The organism is Achromobacter sp. CF-sbj1-Ac2-l, from assembly GCF_052698165.1.
Map to the genome: position 1 here is coordinate 4,081,927 of NZ_CP199855.1, position 15,151 is coordinate 4,097,077.

Consider the following 15,151-nt stretch of genomic DNA (forward strand, 5'->3'; position numbering starts at 1 on the left):
CAACTTCCCTTCAAAGGCGGATTCATCATGACGACTGGCACCGTGACCCTGCATCGCGTCCTGCGCACCACTCCCGAACGCGTCTACCGCGCCTTCCTCGAACCCGACGCGGTCGTGCGCTGGCTGCCGCCCTACGGCTTCACCTGCGAGGTCCATGAACTGGAGGCGCGGGTGGGCGGGCGGCACCGCATGTCGTTCCGCAATTTCGGCACCGGCCACGCCCACGATTTCGGCGGCGAGTACCTGGAACTGGTGCCGGGCGAGAAGATCCGCTACACGGACCAGTTCGACGATCCGAACCTGCCGGGGCAGATGCAGACCACCATCACCCTGCGCAAGGTCTCCTGCGGCACGGAGATGACCGTGGTGCAGGAGAACATCCCCGCGGTGATTCCGCCGGAGATGTGCTACCTGGGCTGGCAGGAATCGCTGGCGCAGTTGATGCGGCTGGTGGAGCCGCAGATTCCCGACTGATACCGATCAGCCTTCGCGTCCGGCCAGCTCGTCCAGCAGCTCGGCCGACGGCACGAAGAACAGGCTGCCGGTGACGGCTCGGCTGTAGTCCAGCAGGCGGTCGTAGTTGCCGGCCGGACGGCCGACGAACATGTTCTCGAGCATCTGTTCGATCGGCTTGGGCGAACGCGCGTAGCCGATGAAGTAGGTGCCGAATTCGCCGGCGCCGGCGCGGCCGAACGGCATGTTGTCGCGCAGGATCTTGATCTCCTGGCCGTCCTCTTCCAGGGTGGTCAGGGCGCTGTGCGAGTACGACGGCTTGACGTCGTCGGGCAGTTCGACGTTGGTGAGCTTGCGGCGGCCGATGATGAGCTCCTGCTGTTCGGTCGACAGCTTTTCCCAGGCCGCCATGTCGTGCAGGTACTTCTGCACCAGCACGTAGCTGCCGCCGGCGAACGCTTCGTCCTCGTCGCCGATCAGGGTGTAGCCGGGCAGCTCGAAGCCCTGCGGGTTCTCGGTGCCGTCGACGAAGCCGATGATGGCGCGCCGGTCGAAGTAGCGGAAGCCATGCACTTCATCGACCACGGTGGCCGCCGAGCCCAGCGCGGCCACCAGCAAGGTGGCCAGCTCGAAACAGGCGTCCATGGCTTCGGCGCGAATGTGCAGCAGGATGTCGCCGGGCGTCGAGACGGCGACGCGCTCGCCCGCGCCGATCTCGCGGAACGGATGCAGGCCGGCGGGCCGCGGCGCGCCGAACAGCGTGTCCCAGGCCGCCGAGCCGAAACCACAGACACAGGACAGGTCGGCCGCCACCGCGCGCGTGCCGACGGTGCGCACCAGGTTGCCGACGTCTTCGCACCAGGCGCGCACGGCGGCGGCGTTGTCGGCGCCGGGGTTCAGCGTGGCGACGATGAAGATCGCGTAGCGGGCGTTGGGGCTGAGGACGGCTTGCGGTTCGACGGGTTTTTCGGACATGGGATTCAGTGGGGCCGGCAACGGCCCGCGAGAGACAGGAGGCGCTGGAAATATAGCCGATGCGCCGCCTTAATTGCCGTCATGCCCCAGGCAGTGGCGCAGCGCCGCCACGAATGCCTCGGGCCGCTCCAGCATCATCAGGTGGCCGCAGCCGTCCAGCGCCTGCCGCCCCGCGCAGGCGCGCCAGGCCCAGTCTGGCACGTTCCAGCCGGCGTGCGAACGCCCGCCCGACAGCAGGTACACAGGATGGCGCGCGAACACCTGCCGCAAGGTGTCCTGGTAACCTGCCGCGCCCGTCACCGCCACCACCGACGCCGCCATGGCACGCAGCGTCGAGGCCGGCTGCTGGGCGAGCCAGCGGGCGGCGGTGTCGCGCCAATGCGGCCGGGGCTCGGCCACCGCGCCGCCCAGCCAGCCGAGCGGATCGGCGCGAAAGCCGTCCAGCATGGCCTCGGCCTCGCCCGCGCTCATGCGCGCCACGGACGCCGACCAGAACGCGTCGGCCAGCGTGAAATTGCCCTCGACATTGACGATGCGGCGCACCCGCTGCGGATAGGCCTGCGCCAGCAGCATCGCCACCGCGCCGCCGACCGAATGCCCCACCAGGTCGACCGCGACGCCATCGAAATGCGTGTCGATGAACGCGCGCAGGTGCTCGACCTGCGCCGGCAGCGAGATGCGCGCCGGCGGCGTCGCCTGGTGTTCGCCGTAGCCCAGCAGCGGCGGCGCGGCGTGCGGTGGCAGGCCCGCGTCGACATCGAAAGCGCCGATGAGGCCGTGGATCAGCAGCATCGGCGGCGCGGCGGACGCGCGGCTCATGCGGGGCCGCCTTTGCCGCGGGCGGCCGGCGGCGCCAGCTCGGCGAGCAGTTCCTCCAGTTCCTGGCAATGGGTGCGGTCGTGGTCGAGCAGCTCGCGCGCGATCTGCTCCAGCGTCATGCGGTGCAGGCCGTCGCGCAGCCCGCAGCGCGCCAGCGCCGCCGCGTCCAGCTTGCGCAGCGAGGCGCACAACTGCGCCCGGCCGCGGCGGAACGACGCCAGCGCGGCGTCCGGGTCCTGTTCCTGGTAGTCGCGCTCGGCCGCCATGGCCGTGCCGTCGACGGAATCGATGCGCGGCAGCGGCGCGGCCAGGATGGCCGCGATGCGCTGGGTGAACACGGCGTCCAGGTCGCGCAGGTGGCAGACGTGTTCGGTGGCCGAAAAGCCGGTGCCTTCGGGCCGGCGGGTGCGCCACGCGGCGGGCACCCGCGCCATCAGGCCGGCCAGCGCGTCCGGCATGCGCGCCAGCCCGTCGATGACGCCGGCGAACGGCAGCGCCACGGGCCGCGGGCTGAACACCGCGCCATAGCTGAAGACCGGACCCGCCACCCGGCCGCGCGCCTGCACTACGTCGTGCCCGTGGCGCCGCATCAGGTCGGCCACCAGCGCGCCGCAGAACTGCCGCGCGGTGGTGTCCGCCGCGACTTCGGGAAACAACCTCTCGATGTCATCGCTGATGGCGGCGACGGCGGCCACGCCGACCCGCGACAGCGCCGCGTACTCGAGGTAGCGGCCGGGCTCATCGATCAGGGCCTCGAGCTGCTGCCCGAGCGGGGTGGCGCGGAATCGGTCGAAACGGGAGTGCATGGCGACGCTCGGATAGTAACTGCGCAAAACGATACGTTACTAGCCGGACGCCGTCAACACGCGCGTATCAGTCTGCCTGTGTCAGCAGCTCCGCCGTCAGCCGCGCAATCACCGCGTTCGACAGCATCACCGGCAGGCCGGACGCCGCCGCGGCCGCCGTCCGATGGCGTTCGACGAACCCCATGCAGTCGAGCACCAGCAGGTCGGCGCCCTGCCGCTTGAGTTCTCGGGCCGCCTCGGCCAGGGACTCACTGCCGTCGGCATAGGGCGAGGCCACGGCGCACAGCGGCGCGTGTTGCAGCGCGCGCCACTTGTGCGCCTCGGACGCCACCTGCGACGCCAGCGGCACGATCACGCCCACCTGCCGCGCGCCCGCCAGGGCGGCGACGGTGGGCGAGACGATCAGGTCCGGCTCGATGAGCCACGCGCTGGCGGCGCGCAGGTCGTCGAACGCGCCGGTGCACAGCACCAGCACGAAGGCGCAGCCCTGGGCCTCCAGCGCCGCGATCTTCTGCGTGAGCAGCGCCAGCATGGCGGCCTTGTCCACCACCACCGACGAGCCGTCCAGCAGCCGCGTGATGAGCGTGGCCTGGCCGGCCCGCGGCGCATAGCGCCGTTCGATCTCATCGCGCGCCAGGCCGTCGAGCAGGCCCGCGTGCAGGCAGGGGGTGCCGGGCGGCAGGTGCCGTTCGAGAATCGGCGTGATGTCGGGCCGGGGGGCCTGGCCGATGGTGATGGTGCCGAGCTTGGCCGTGGCGGACATGATGGCGCTCCCGTGCGTTCAGTGTTTGGCGACCTGCTCGCCCTGCAGATGGGCCAGCGAACCGTAGAGCTTGAGCAGCAGCGCGTACTCGTCGCGGTCGAAGAACTGGCACTTGCCCTGGGTGAATTCCTTGGCCACTTCGACCGCGAACTTGGCGGCGGACGCGATGTCGACCTCGTGGCTGGCGCCCGTGCCGCAGCCCGGCACCACGCTCTCGGTGGTGATGGCCACGCCGACCACCGGCGCCGCGGTGGCGACCGACGGCTGCATGATGCTGTTCACGTGGTACACGCCGTTGTCGTAGGGCGTGATGTCCTGCAGCGAGATCGGGAAGGTGGCGGCGGGACGGCCGGTGGTCGTCTCCATGATGCGCAGCAGGTCTTCCGAGATGCGCAGGATGTAGCCCTGCTTGACCGTCGGCGACAGCGCGAAGCCCTTGTGGTTGATGATGCGGTTGCCCTTGGTGGTGTCGATCGACAGCACCGCGTCCATCTCGTCGCTGAGTTCCTGCTCGTTCATGGCCTTCATGTCGACCGGCGAATCCATGAAATCCACCGGTTCGTGCGGACGGGTCGGCGCATCGGGGCAGATGTGCGTGCCGATGATCACGTCGCCGGCCAGCACGTCGCCCTGCGCCTGCATGTGCGCCAGCTTGAGCGCGGCGGCCACGGCCGCGACCGCGCCGTCGCCGTCGGACACCAGGCCAATGCGGCCCGGCCGCGCGCCGATGCCGCCCAGGCGACCGACAATGCCGAGCGTGGGCGCCGGCCCGCCGGCGCGCTTGCCCTGGGCGCCGGGAATGACGATGCGCACGAAATCGGTGGAACCGTTGGCGCCGGTGATCTTGGTGACGGTGACGCTGACGCCGGGATGGCCTTCGAGCAGCGTGGCCACGGTGTGGCCCGACGCGTGCGCGCTGTCCAGCGCTTCGAAGGCCTGCAATGTCTGGGAAAGACTCATGATGGATTTCCTTTCGGGCAAAGACGGCAAGAAGGGGGAATCACTTCTTGCCAAAATGAGAGGTGATGGCGGCGCTGAAGAAGCTGAAGATGGCGTCGCCCGCGATGATCCCGCCGGCAAACACTTCCATGTGGTTGCGGTGCTTTTCGCCGCCGACCTTCTCGATCAACAGGCGCAGCGCGATACCCGCCGCCACGGCCCAGCCCGCCAGCGGGTTGGCGATCAGCAGGCCGGTGGCCAGCAACACGCCGAGCTGGCGCTTGGGGCCGCCGATCAACTGGATGATGGCGCCGGGAATGGCCCATACCAGCAGCATCTGCGCGATGCCCGGCGTGGCGCCGGCGTTGATGGTGGCCACGTAGACCTTGGCCACCGGCGGCAGTTGGCCGCCCGCGAACAGCGCGCCATAGCTGAAGTACACCACCGGGATCGCGATCAGGAAGGCCAGCATGGCGGCAATCAACTGCTGCTTGCGGCCTTCCAGTTCGAGAGCCATGTCGGCGCCGTTGCCGCGCAGCATGAAGCCGGCCTTGAGGTCGTAGCCCATGTCCGCGAAGGCCGGGCCGGTCGCCACCGAGAAACCGCACAGGATCGCCAGCGCATGCGGCGGAAAGCCGATCAACAGGCCCAGCAGCAAGGTGATGAGCGCCACCGCGAACGCCGGGAACCAGCCCGAGTGCATGGCGGCGATGCCGACGATGAGCTCGTGCACCAGCGCGGCGAAGGCGGCATAAAGGATGAAGCCCAGCAGCATCGGCAGCGGCATGTCGGCATACAGCCCGGCCAGCAGCGAAATGCCGGCGGACAGCAGGATGTACCCCACCCCGCCCAGGCGCAGGCTGCTGCCGACGCTGGGACCGGCCGGGCCGCTGGCCTTGGGGCCGGCCTTGCCGCGCATGACCATCGCCACCTGGATCAGCGCCACCAGCCCGGCGCCGATCATCACCCCGTGCGGGATGTACTGCTTGTTGATGTCCATGCCGAACAGCGGCTCGGAATAGCCGCGCAGCAGCAGGCCCAGGCCGAACATGCCGAGCGCCCAGATGTTGCCGATGAAGGCCACGCCGAACGCCGACATCGGGATCTTGAACCACGAGCCCGCCGCGCCCACCACGATGCCCAGGCCCAGCAGCTTGGCCTGCGTGCCGCCCTGGTCGCCGGCCTTGATGGCTTCGGCCGCGGCCACCCCGGGCGGCCAGGCGCCGGTGGCCGGGAACACCGAACTGCCGAACAGGCGGTACAGCATGTAGGCGTCCAGCAGCATCGCCAGCCCCACGCCCAGGAACATCGGCAGCACCATGTCGGGGCGGCCCAGCAGATAGGGAATGGCCAGCGGCAGCAGCAGGCTGTTGGCCGCGCCGAAGGTGGCCGAGGAGATGGCGGTCTGCGCCAGGTTCTGCGTGTGGACCGAGCGGTAGGAGCGCAGCAGGCGCATCGGCACGCGGGCCAGGATCATCGCCACCAGCGCGCCGATGATGGAGGTGTTGGGCGTCACGCCCAGGGTCACGATCAACTGGATGCCGATCACCGCGCCAAACACGCTCAGTGCGGCCAACAGGACCAGGTTGGACAGCGAGAGCGCTCTTGGATGCGGGTCTTCCTGCGCGGTGGCGCCGCCTTGGGCGGCGTGGCGGGGGGTGGAATCAATCATGGTGCTGACTCGTGGAGGGCATGAACGGGGGATCCCCAGGCCGGATCGCACACGATGCGGCCGAGGCTTCTGGCTTCCGTCAGCAGGTCCGCGGCCAGCGCTTGCACGCTGGCGGCATCGGCCTGGGCCGCCGGAAAGGAAAGGCACATGGCGAAGCGCTCCATGGACACCGGGTCGCTCACGGCGCAACTGACCGAGGCCACCCCCGGGATGGCCTCGTTGATCGCCACGGCGAAGCCGGACTCGCGCACATCGCGCAGACGGGCCAGCACGTCAGGCACGGTGCGCGGCGCTTCGTCGGAAATGAACGGCAGTTGCTTGCCCAGCCGCTTGGCCACCTTGTCGTCGCTGTCGCGCGCCAGCAGCACGCGGCCGGTCGAGGTGGCCCAACTGGGCGAACGGTGTCCGGGATAGGTCGTGACGCGCAGTGGATGCGAGCCCTGCTGCACGTGCAGCACCATCACGTCGCGGCCCTCGAGCACCGAGATGTAGCCGGTGTGGCCGCTCTGGGCGCTCAGGCGCTTGAGCGCGTCCTGCATCTGCGCGGACAACGAGGTGGTCTCGCGCACCATCCGCGACAGCTCCAGGATCATCACCCCCGGGCCATAGGCGCGGGTGCTCTCCTCACGGTCCAGCAGCCCCAGTTCCTTCATCTGCGCCAACAGGCGCGATGCCGAGCTTTTCGGCATCCCCAGGTGCTCGACCAGGTCCGTCACCGTGACCTTGCGATTGAGCTTGTTGATCAGGCGAAGAATGATGGCTGCGTTTTCGAGTGAGGCCATAAAGTTCCAAAAAATGAGACTTGGTTCCAATGAATGAGTCAATGTAGTCCTTCCGAAAACGGCCGGATACGCGAACTAACCCTAGGTTTGGAGGGACTTTGAAAGGTGATTTACGGAACGCTGAATGCGAAGCCGGGGCGCGCGCTGGCCGGCATGCCCTGGCGGCCGCGCCTGTGCGTGTCCGCGATGTGCCAGCGACGCGGACCGCGGTGGCCGCGCCCGTTACGGCTGCGCTCGGCGCGTACCGCCGGCGTTGCGCCGGCCGCGCATCATTCCTCGCTCGGGCGCGGGCGGCGGTTGCGAGCGCGCTGGGCGGGATCGCCGGCCAGCGCATCGTCGATGGCATTGCGCAAGGCCGCGGCCTGCGCCACCGGCCCCACCGTGATGGGCGCGGGGCCGGGCGCGGCCACGGTCTGCGACGGCAGGATCGCCGGCAGCCCCGCCACGAAGCGATATGGCAGTTGCGGCAGCAGGCCCTGAATCGTGCCCAGGTCATTGGCGGCCTCGGCGCGCGCCTGCAACGCCGCCTGGGCATCGCGTTCGGCCCGGTTGGTCGCGACGGTGCGCGCCTGCAGCCGAGCCTGTTCATCACGGAACGCCTGGATCGCGAGCTTCAGGCAATGCGCCGTGTATTGGTCGCGCAAGGGTTCGAGCGCGATGCCGGGCGCGTCCATTTTCGGGGCCGCGGCGCGCGGCGCGGATGACGCTGTCGCGGCAGGCGCGGCCGGCGGCGGTGGTTGAGACGCCGCTACCGCCGCCGTTGCCGACACCGCCTGCGTCTGCGCGGCGTGGATGCGCGAGAACGCCGCGGCCCGCGCGCGCATCGCGCGGTCGGTCCGCAGTTGCGCGTGCAGGCGTTCGAGACGGTACGGGTCGCGCACCGCGTCGATGCGCGGTGGATCGATTGGGTCAATGGCGTTGGCGCTCATGGCAAGTCCCCTGGCCGCGCGCCGGCGCGCGCGGCATCACCTGGCTAGCGGAACGGCGCGCGGCGACGCTGCGAACGGATCCACCATTGCTGCGTGATGGCGCCCAGCACGAAGACCGCGAACCACGTCGCCAGCGCGCCGCGCACCAGCGGCGACTGCGGCCCGTCGGCCAACGGATGCGACACCGGCAGCCGGGTCAGCGTCTCCGCGATCCCCGGCACCCACATCAGGAAGAAGCTGAACGCGAACCCCAGTTGCGACAGATGAGCCCGCGCCGCCGATTGGGGCGGCAGGCGCGACAGCAGCAGCGCCCCCGCGACCGACAGCAACGCCAGGATGCCCAGCGCATGCCCGGGGTTGAATCCACCCGTGCTGGACAGGCCGAACGACGTCAGCACCGCCACCACCAGGCCGCCCAGATAGATCTTGCCGACCGGCGTCGCGCTGTCGATGCCGTGGTAGCGGACGAAGCTGTACAGGCCCGCGAAGGCGGGGACCAGGCTGATGAGGGTGTGTGCGGCCCCGAGAGGCGAAATGGGATGCGGCATGGGCAGGGCTCCTTGAAAGCGCAGGCGCGGCCAGGGATTGGCGACAGCGCCGACAACGTGGACAGACATGGGCAATGACGCCCGGCAAATTCATAAAACAACCAACTAGTTGGTTGGTTAAGTCATTCAAAAAAACGCGCACCCGAAGGCGCGCGCGGGCCGGCCATCACGCCGGCGTCGACAACTGCCTGATGGCCGCGTGCGAGATCGCCGTGAATGCCTCGGGCGCGCCCAGCGCCCGGGCCGTCAGCATCGCGCCGTGGATCGTGGACATGAAGGCCTGCGCCTCGACCAGAACACCGTTGCGCAACTGGAACTGCCCCGTGGCGACACCCGCGCCCAGCACCGACCCGATCCACGCGGTCAGCTCGCCGAAATAGGCGCGCACCTCGTCCGCCACCGCCTGCGGGATCATCGGCAATTCGGCTGCCAGCATGGCGCAGATGCACATGGGCATCGAACCATCGCGGATGCACTTGGCCCAGTAGTCCGCATACGCCATCAAGCGCGCCTGCGGATCCGTCACATGCTGGTCCAGCGCCGCCAGCCCCGAGCGGGCCTGCTCGCGATGCCGCGTGACCACGGTCAGCACCAGGTCCGCCTTGGTCGGGAAATGGTGGTGGATGCTGGCCTTGCCGATGCGCACCCGCTCGGAGATGTCGGCATAGCTGAAGCCGTGATAGCCGCCGCTCGCCAGCAACTGCCGGGTCTGGTCGACGATTTCGAGGGCGCGGGGGGAAAGTTCCAGGTTCATGGCAACCAATCTACTAGTTGGTTGGTTTACTGTCAAGAGATCGACCCGGGGCAGTGGCGCAGGATGCGGACGGATCGGCCCCGCCGCCGGGCTCCATCCGCGCCCCGCCGCGTCAGGATTCACACGTCCAGCCCACCGGCAGATGTCCGGCCGAGTAGCGCAGCGCCGGCCAATACCCCGCCATGAACCAGGCGGCATCGTGCGGCGCGAAGTGCACGACATAGCTGCCGTCCGCGGCGACCACCAAGTCGGAGGGCGTGAAGCCTTGCAGGAAGGCTGCCGGCGGATGCTCGGGATCGTCGGGCGTGCGGCCGGCGTCCCAGAGGAAACGCAAGCCGGCGTCCGATCGGGCGGCCAGGTCGCTGGCAATCTCGCGGGCCCGATCGCGCAACGGGGCGGCGGATGCTGGGTCGGGCGCCAGCAGCACCACCCGCAGGCGGCCGTCCTGCGCCGCGGGATTGGCCAGCCCGGTCTCCTGGGCGGGGATGCCGTCGTGGGTATAGGGCAGCAGGTCCGCCTGCGCGGGACCGCCGGGGTCGGTTTCAGCCATCGGATTCTCCGTCACGAATCAGGGATTGTGCCGGATTGCCGCGCGCGGACAGAAATTCACACACCATCACAACTCCCTGGTATCCAGGCGCCCGGCGCCGTCACACAATAGCGGCAACGGTTTCCCAGGCGCCCGCCGATGTCCGCGGGGCGCTGATGATCGAACCGCCCCGCCTTTTGGAGCCTGTTCCCCATGCCCTGCCTTCGCCGCCTTCCCCTGCTTGCCGCCACGCTGCTGACCAGCGCCGCCGCCCTGGCCCAACCGCCGGCCGCGCCCGCCAGCGCCACGTCGGCCCCGACGCAAAGCGCTCCCTCCGCCAGCGCCGACGCCGCCCCCGCCGCCCCCCAGGAACGCCTGCGCGTCAGCCTGTCCGACTCCGACACCAAGCTGGTGCTGCCGTGGTTCGTGACGACGCTGACCGATGCCGTCAACCAGGGCAAGTCGGCGAACGAGACCGGCAGGGCGCTGCTGGACGGCCTCTGAACGCCGGCCCGCCGGCACGCGCCACGCCCTGGCGGGTCATAGCTCGTTGAGCGATTTTTCCCGCAGTTTTTCCACCAGGAACTCCACCAGCGAGCGGACCTTGCCGGCCATCAGCCGCTGGTGCGTCATCAGGGCGAACACCGGCCGGGGCGGCGTTTCCGAAGCCACCATCAAGGGACGCAGGCGGCCCGCCGCGACGTGGTCGGCGATGGCCCAGGCGGGCGCGTAGACGATGCCGGCGCCGGCCGCGGCGGCGGTGACCACGCCATCCACGGTGTTCGAGCGCATGCGGGTCGGCACCCGCACGACGGTGGGCTTGCCCTTGTCCATCAGCGTCCACATGTCCTCGGTCGCCAGGTGGCTATACACCAGGCCGTCGTGTTGGGTCAGGTCCTGCAGGCTGCGGGGCGTGCCGCGCCGCGCCAGGTAATCGGGCGAGGCGCTCAGCACCCAGCGGATGGATCCCAGGCGCCGCGCGACGAGGCTGGAGCTGGGCTGCTCGCCCACCAGCACCGCGAGGTCGATGCCCTCTTCCAGCAGGTTGACGGGGCGGTCCAGCAGGTGCAGGTCGAGCGTGACCTTGGGATGCAGCACCAGGAACTTGGCCAGCAGCGGCTGCAGATGCACGCGGCCGTAGAGCGTCGGCGCCGTGACGCGTAGCCGGCCGGAGGGCTCGGCGGCATCGATCCGCATACTGCTCTCCAGTTCGTCCATGTCCGCCAGCAGGCGCTTGGCCTCGGCGTAATAGCGCTGACCAGCCTCGGTCAAACACAGCGCCCGGGTCGAACGCACCAGCAGCCGGGTGCCAATGCGCTCCTCCAACGCGCTGATGTGGCGGCTGACCGAGGCCAAAGACACCCCGCTGACGCGCGACGCGCCGCTGAGACTGCCCTGGTCCACGGCCGCCACCAGCAACGCCATGCCTTCCGATCGGTTCACCCTGCCCTCGCTTCGCGGCCCTTGCCGCCGGGATGCCATGCGGCTCCAGTATTTCATATCTGCAAGGCTGGTTTACGGATTTTGCTATTCACCGCAAGGATCGCGGCTTTCATACTGGGAGCCGTTTCTCTGCCCCCCGTATACCGCAATGTCCACGCCCGCTGCTTCTCTCCCCGCTCCCCTGACACCCGCCGCGCGCCGCTACGCGATGCTGGCCGTGTCCCTGTCGATCTCGATGGCGACGCTCGATACCTCCATGACGAACACGGCGCTGCCGTCGATGGCCGCGCAGCTCGGCGTTGGCGCCGCCGACGTGATCGGCGTGGTCACGATCTATCAGCTCGTCATGGTGGCGACGATGCTGCCGCTGGCCGCCCTGGCCGGAAAGCTCGGCCACCGGCGGGTGTTCCTGCCGGCGCTGTGGCTGTTCCTGGCCGCCTCCGTCTGGTGCGGCGCGGCGCAGTCGCTGTGGTCGCTGGAGGCGGCCCGGGCCGCGCAGGGCCTGGCCGCCGCGGCGCTGATGGGCTGCAACATGGCGCTGGTGAGCGCCATCTACCGCAAGGAGGAACTGGGCCGGGGCATGGGCCTGAACGCCATGATCGCGGCCGCCTCGCTGGCGGGCGGGCCGGTGCTGGCGTCGGCGATGCTGACGGTGCTGAGCTGGCACTGGCTGTTCTATGTGAACGTGCCCTTCTGCCTGGTGGCGCTGGCGCTGGCCGGGCGGCACCTGCCCAGGTTGCCTGGCGACGGCAAGGCGCTCGATGCCGGCGCGGCCGTGTTGTGTGCGCTGGCGTTCGGGCTCGCGGTGCTGGGCCTGGAACGCGTGGCGCAGCCCGACGGGAACACCGCCCTGATCTGGGTGCTCGCGGCGCTGAGCTGGGCGTTGCTGTGGCGCCGCGAACGCCTGAGCGCGCACGCCATCGTGCCGCTGGACCTGCTGCGCCTGGCGCCCTTCTCGCTGGCGGTGCTGGTGTGCGTGCTGGCTTTCGCGGCGCAGGGCGCGGCCATGGTGGCGCTGCCGTTCCTGCTGAACCAGACGCTGGGGCGCGACATCGCCGAGGTCGGGATGCTGATCGCGCCCTGGCCGGTGATGGGGGCCTGCCTGGCGCCGTTCTCGGGCAAGTGGTCGGACCGGATGTCCGCCAGCCTGCTGGGCATGGTCGGCCTGGCGCTGCTGGCCGCCGGCCTGCTAGCGGTGAGCGCGCTGCCGGCCGGCGCGCCGATGTGGGCGGTGATGCTGCCGATGGCGTTGTGCGGCACGGGGTTCGGGTTGTTCCTCTCGCCCAACCAGCGCTTCATCATGTTCAGCGTGCCGGCGCACCGCGCCAGCGTGGCCAGCGGCCTGTCCGGCCTGGCGCGGCTGCTGGGCCAGACGATGGGCGCGGCCTTCGTGGCGGCGTGCTTTGTGTTCAACGCCCGCGCCGGCGCCACCTGGGCCTTGTGGGTGGCGGTCGGGTTCGCGCTGGCGGGAAGCCTGGCCAGCGCCCTGCTCGAACACCTTGCGCGGCGCTCGCGGCAGCCGCTGGCGGCCTCGTAGAGGCCCGGCGACGCTCACCGCCCGGCGTCGCGTACCGTCCAGCGCCGCTGACAGTCCCGCGGCGCTCAGGCCGGGTGCCGCGCCAGGAAGTCCTGGATGGCGTCGAGATAGCGCCGCGGCTGCGTCTTCCACGCTTCCACCAGGGTGGCCGCGGGCGCCAGTTGCGCCAGCTCCAGCGAGACGGCGCGCGGATGCAACGGGTCGTTGCCGCCCAGGATCAGCAGCGGAATCGGGTTGCGCCGCACGAAGTCGCGGCTGACGCTGAAGACGAAATCGCCGCCGAACAGGTTGTGCCGCAGGCCCTCCAGGGCCCGTTCGTCGATGGCGGGATCGCGCTGGCGCACGGTATCGGCCCATTGGTCGAAGGACTCGCCGCGCTTGCCCTCCTGCCCGGCGATGCCGATGGGTTGCTGCAGGATCGCCGACGCCACGCGTTCGGGCGCCAGCTCGCACAGCTTGAGCGCGAACGACGAACCGATGCAGGAGCCGATCACGTGGAAGCGCTGCACGCCCAGCGCGTCCAGCAGGCCCAGGTGATCCCGCGCATAGGTGGTCCAGCCGTCGCTGGCCAGCACCGGCGCGCGCGAGCGGCCGGCGTTGCGCTGGTCCGGGGCGATCACGCGGTAGCGGCTGGCGAGCGCGGCGACCGGATCCGGATACTCGCGCGGCCGGCCGTCGCGCGTCACGCGCCACAGTTCGCGGTGCGACAGCATGCCGCCGGGGGCCAGCGCCAGCACGGCGTCGCCCTGGCCCTGGATGTCGAAATGCAGTTCGGCGTTGCCGATGGTCAGGATGGGCATGGCGGCCTCTTGCGCGTCGGTGAAGCGTTATTGCAGCGCCACGCCGCTGTCACGCAGCAGCGCCGGGAATTTGAGGGCGTCGCTGACGATGCGGTCGGCGAACGCGCGCGGCTGGTCGGCGATCGGCTCGAAGCCGATGGCCAGCAGGCGCGCGCGGAAATCCGGCTCGGTGACGGCCTGGCGCACCGCGCGCCAGACGTCGTCGACCACCTGCGGCGGGGTGCCGGCCGGCGCCAGCAGGCCGAACCAGCCGGTGTCGCCATCCATCGCCAGCCCGACCTGCGCCGCCGTCGGCACCTGCGGCACGGTGGCGCTGCGGTTGTCCTGCAGCACGGCGAGCGCGCGCACCTGGCCGTTGGCGATCAGGGTGGAAACGGCGGGCAACGCCACGATGGCGGCGTCGATCTCGCCGCCCAGCAGCGCCACCACCGCCGGCCCCGCCCCCTTGTACGGCACGTGCTGGACGGTGCCCTGCACTTGCTGCTGCAGGCGGGTGAGCGCGCGGTGGTTGCTGTTGCCGTAGCCCGGGGTGCCGACGTTCAGGACGTGCCGGCTGGCCGCGTCGCGCAGGCCGGCGATATCGCGGACGGGCGAATCGGCGCGCACCACGATCACCGGCGGCGTCGCCGCCACGATGCTGATGGGCGCGAAGCTCTTGACCGGGTCGTAGTTGATGGCGCCCTTGAACAGGGTCTGGTTGGCCACCAGCATGTCGCCGGTCAGCAGCAGCGTATAGCCGTCGGGAGCCGCGCGCGCCACCTGATCGGCGGCAATGTTGCCACCGGCGCCGGCGCGGTTCTCGACGATGACAGGCACCTTCCATAGCGCCCCGAGCCGCTCGGCCAGGCCGCGCCCGAGCACGTCCATGGCGCCGCCCGGAGCCAGCGGCAGCACCAGCCGCACGGGTTTATCGGGATAGGCGGCGCCGGCCGGCGCCATCGCGCCCAACAGGAACACCACCGCCAGGCCTTGCACCCGGGTCCAGAAACGAGAGAACTTCAAACCGCACGCTCCACAAAGCCCGCGGGCGTCCGGCGCCGCGCGGCGCCGGCCTCGGTCACCCCTTCGGTGTCGAACGCCCGCTTTACACAGCAAACAGGCTAAGAGGCGCGCCAGCCGGCGCCAACGAAGGATTCCAACTATGGATATGCGGGCGTCGCCGCCCATCCGCCGCCCGGGCGTCCCGATCCTGCCGCCTATCGCTCCGGTGTCTATCAATCTTTAGGCAGGCTTCATAACACCGCGTTATCGCAGGCGTCGCGCCATTCGCCGAAAACCCGAAAAAAACCCTTTCATTTCAATTGGTTGAGAAGGGAATACGAAATCTCGCCGCGGTCTTCCCATAGTGGATTTCCCTGGGTCCCCGGCGCCAGGACGCGCTGGCATTCTTTGGCCACCGCAG

Annotated in this window: 17 protein-coding genes; 3 read left to right on the top strand and 14 right to left on the bottom strand. The window is 69.9% G+C overall.

The window, feature by feature from the left end:
* The first annotated feature begins 27 nt into the window (after positions 1–27).
* Complete coding sequence (locus ACUDCK_RS18520; protein WP_064527868.1) at positions 28–474, top strand: SRPBCC family protein; 447 nt, start codon at positions 28–30, stop codon at positions 472–474.
* A 6-nt stretch (positions 475–480) separates the two neighbouring features.
* Here the strand turns inward: ACUDCK_RS18520 and ACUDCK_RS18525 are convergent, their stop codons facing one another.
* From ACUDCK_RS18525 to ACUDCK_RS18575, 11 genes are all read right to left on the bottom strand, one after another.
* Entirely contained in the window at positions 481–1,428 is a 948-nt protein-coding gene (locus ACUDCK_RS18525; protein WP_054502891.1) for a Dyp-type peroxidase, read from the bottom strand.
* A gap of 69 nt (positions 1,429–1,497) precedes the next feature.
* Positions 1,498–2,247 (bottom strand): alpha/beta fold hydrolase, encoded by a 750-nt coding sequence (locus ACUDCK_RS18530; RefSeq protein WP_054502892.1) that lies wholly within the window; start codon positions 2,245–2,247, stop codon positions 1,498–1,500.
* On the bottom strand, positions 2,244–3,053 hold the full coding sequence (locus tag ACUDCK_RS18535) for a DinB family protein (RefSeq protein WP_175166696.1): 810 nt from the start codon (positions 3,051–3,053) through the stop codon (positions 2,244–2,246). The genes ACUDCK_RS18530 and ACUDCK_RS18535 overlap by 4 nt, the downstream gene beginning before the upstream one ends.
* A 67-nt stretch (positions 3,054–3,120) precedes the next feature.
* Entirely contained in the window at positions 3,121–3,816 is a 696-nt protein-coding gene (locus ACUDCK_RS18540) for an AroM family protein (protein ID WP_175166695.1), read from the bottom strand.
* Positions 3,817–3,834: 18 nt separating this feature from the next.
* A complete protein-coding gene (locus tag ACUDCK_RS18545; protein ID WP_064527873.1) occupies positions 3,835–4,776 on the bottom strand; it encodes a DUF1177 domain-containing protein in 942 nt (313 codons plus the stop codon).
* A gap of 40 nt (positions 4,777–4,816) precedes the next feature.
* The gene (locus tag ACUDCK_RS18550; protein ID WP_175143159.1) at positions 4,817–6,427 is read right to left on the bottom strand and encodes an OPT/YSL family transporter; all 1,611 of its coding nucleotides are present in this window, start codon (positions 6,425–6,427) and stop codon (positions 4,817–4,819) included.
* Positions 6,424–7,209, bottom strand: coding sequence for an IclR family transcriptional regulator (locus ACUDCK_RS18555; RefSeq protein WP_054502895.1), 786 nt, complete (start codon positions 7,207–7,209; stop codon positions 6,424–6,426). The genes ACUDCK_RS18550 and ACUDCK_RS18555 overlap by 4 nt, the downstream gene beginning before the upstream one ends.
* A 269-nt stretch (positions 7,210–7,478) precedes the next feature.
* A complete protein-coding gene (locus ACUDCK_RS18560; protein WP_175143160.1) occupies positions 7,479–8,138 on the bottom strand; it encodes a hypothetical protein in 660 nt (219 codons plus the stop codon).
* Positions 8,139–8,182: 44 nt separating this feature from the next.
* Complete coding sequence (locus tag ACUDCK_RS18565) at positions 8,183–8,686, bottom strand: hypothetical protein (RefSeq protein WP_116791800.1); 504 nt, start codon at positions 8,684–8,686, stop codon at positions 8,183–8,185.
* 166 nt (positions 8,687–8,852) lie between these two features.
* Positions 8,853–9,440 (bottom strand): TetR/AcrR family transcriptional regulator, encoded by a 588-nt coding sequence (locus ACUDCK_RS18570; RefSeq protein ID WP_144654810.1) that lies wholly within the window; start codon positions 9,438–9,440, stop codon positions 8,853–8,855.
* Positions 9,441–9,552: 112 nt separating this feature from the next.
* Positions 9,553–9,990 (bottom strand): hypothetical protein, encoded by a 438-nt coding sequence (locus ACUDCK_RS18575; protein WP_240806380.1) that lies wholly within the window; start codon positions 9,988–9,990, stop codon positions 9,553–9,555.
* A gap of 192 nt (positions 9,991–10,182) precedes the next feature.
* Here ACUDCK_RS18575 and ACUDCK_RS18580 point away from each other — a divergent pair, with 192 nt between their 5' ends.
* Entirely contained in the window at positions 10,183–10,473 is a 291-nt protein-coding gene (locus ACUDCK_RS18580; protein WP_064527881.1) for a hypothetical protein, read from the top strand.
* Between the two features lie 36 nt (positions 10,474–10,509).
* Here the strand turns inward: ACUDCK_RS18580 and ACUDCK_RS18585 are convergent, their stop codons facing one another.
* Positions 10,510–11,412, bottom strand: a complete 903-nt coding sequence (locus ACUDCK_RS18585; RefSeq protein ID WP_064527883.1) for a LysR family transcriptional regulator — start codon at positions 11,410–11,412, stop codon at positions 10,510–10,512.
* A 148-nt stretch (positions 11,413–11,560) separates the two neighbouring features.
* Between ACUDCK_RS18585 and ACUDCK_RS18590 the strand changes: the two genes are divergently transcribed.
* Positions 11,561–12,949, top strand: a complete 1,389-nt coding sequence (locus tag ACUDCK_RS18590; RefSeq protein ID WP_231133055.1) for an MFS transporter — start codon at positions 11,561–11,563, stop codon at positions 12,947–12,949.
* A 65-nt stretch (positions 12,950–13,014) separates the two neighbouring features.
* Here the strand turns inward: ACUDCK_RS18590 and ACUDCK_RS18595 are convergent, their stop codons facing one another.
* Positions 13,015–13,749, bottom strand: a complete 735-nt coding sequence (locus ACUDCK_RS18595) for an alpha/beta fold hydrolase (RefSeq protein WP_054502902.1) — start codon at positions 13,747–13,749, stop codon at positions 13,015–13,017.
* A 27-nt stretch (positions 13,750–13,776) separates the two neighbouring features.
* Complete coding sequence (locus ACUDCK_RS18600) at positions 13,777–14,751, bottom strand: Bug family tripartite tricarboxylate transporter substrate binding protein (protein WP_054502903.1); 975 nt, start codon at positions 14,749–14,751, stop codon at positions 13,777–13,779.
* Positions 14,752–15,151 lie beyond the last annotated feature (400 nt).

Excerpts from the sequence above, each read along its gene's own strand:
- ACUDCK_RS18520 (WP_064527868.1), top strand. The coding sequence starts at position 28 with ATGACGACTGGCACCGTGACCCTGCATCGCGTCCTGCGCACCACTCCC.
- ACUDCK_RS18525 (WP_054502891.1), bottom strand. The coding sequence starts at position 1,428 with ATGTCCGAAAAACCCGTCGAACCGCAAGCCGTCCTCAGCCCCAACGCC.
- ACUDCK_RS18530 (WP_054502892.1), bottom strand. The coding sequence starts at position 2,247 with ATGAGCCGCGCGTCCGCCGCGCCGCCGATGCTGCTGATCCACGGCCTC.
- ACUDCK_RS18535 (WP_175166696.1), bottom strand. The coding sequence starts at position 3,053 with ATGCACTCCCGTTTCGACCGATTCCGCGCCACCCCGCTCGGGCAGCAG.
- ACUDCK_RS18540 (WP_175166695.1), bottom strand. The coding sequence starts at position 3,816 with ATGTCCGCCACGGCCAAGCTCGGCACCATCACCATCGGCCAGGCCCCC.
- ACUDCK_RS18545 (WP_064527873.1), bottom strand. The coding sequence starts at position 4,776 with ATGAGTCTTTCCCAGACATTGCAGGCCTTCGAAGCGCTGGACAGCGCG.
- ACUDCK_RS18550 (WP_175143159.1), bottom strand. The coding sequence starts at position 6,427 with ATGATTGATTCCACCCCCCGCCACGCCGCCCAAGGCGGCGCCACCGCG.
- ACUDCK_RS18555 (WP_054502895.1), bottom strand. The coding sequence starts at position 7,209 with ATGGCCTCACTCGAAAACGCAGCCATCATTCTTCGCCTGATCAACAAG.
- ACUDCK_RS18560 (WP_175143160.1), bottom strand. The coding sequence starts at position 8,138 with ATGAGCGCCAACGCCATTGACCCAATCGATCCACCGCGCATCGACGCG.
- ACUDCK_RS18565 (WP_116791800.1), bottom strand. The coding sequence starts at position 8,686 with ATGCCGCATCCCATTTCGCCTCTCGGGGCCGCACACACCCTCATCAGC.
- ACUDCK_RS18570 (WP_144654810.1), bottom strand. The coding sequence starts at position 9,440 with ATGAACCTGGAACTTTCCCCCCGCGCCCTCGAAATCGTCGACCAGACC.
- ACUDCK_RS18575 (WP_240806380.1), bottom strand. The coding sequence starts at position 9,990 with ATGGCTGAAACCGACCCCGGCGGTCCCGCGCAGGCGGACCTGCTGCCC.
- ACUDCK_RS18580 (WP_064527881.1), top strand. The coding sequence starts at position 10,183 with ATGCCCTGCCTTCGCCGCCTTCCCCTGCTTGCCGCCACGCTGCTGACC.
- ACUDCK_RS18590 (WP_231133055.1), top strand. The coding sequence starts at position 11,561 with ATGTCCACGCCCGCTGCTTCTCTCCCCGCTCCCCTGACACCCGCCGCG.
- ACUDCK_RS18595 (WP_054502902.1), bottom strand. The coding sequence starts at position 13,749 with ATGCCCATCCTGACCATCGGCAACGCCGAACTGCATTTCGACATCCAG.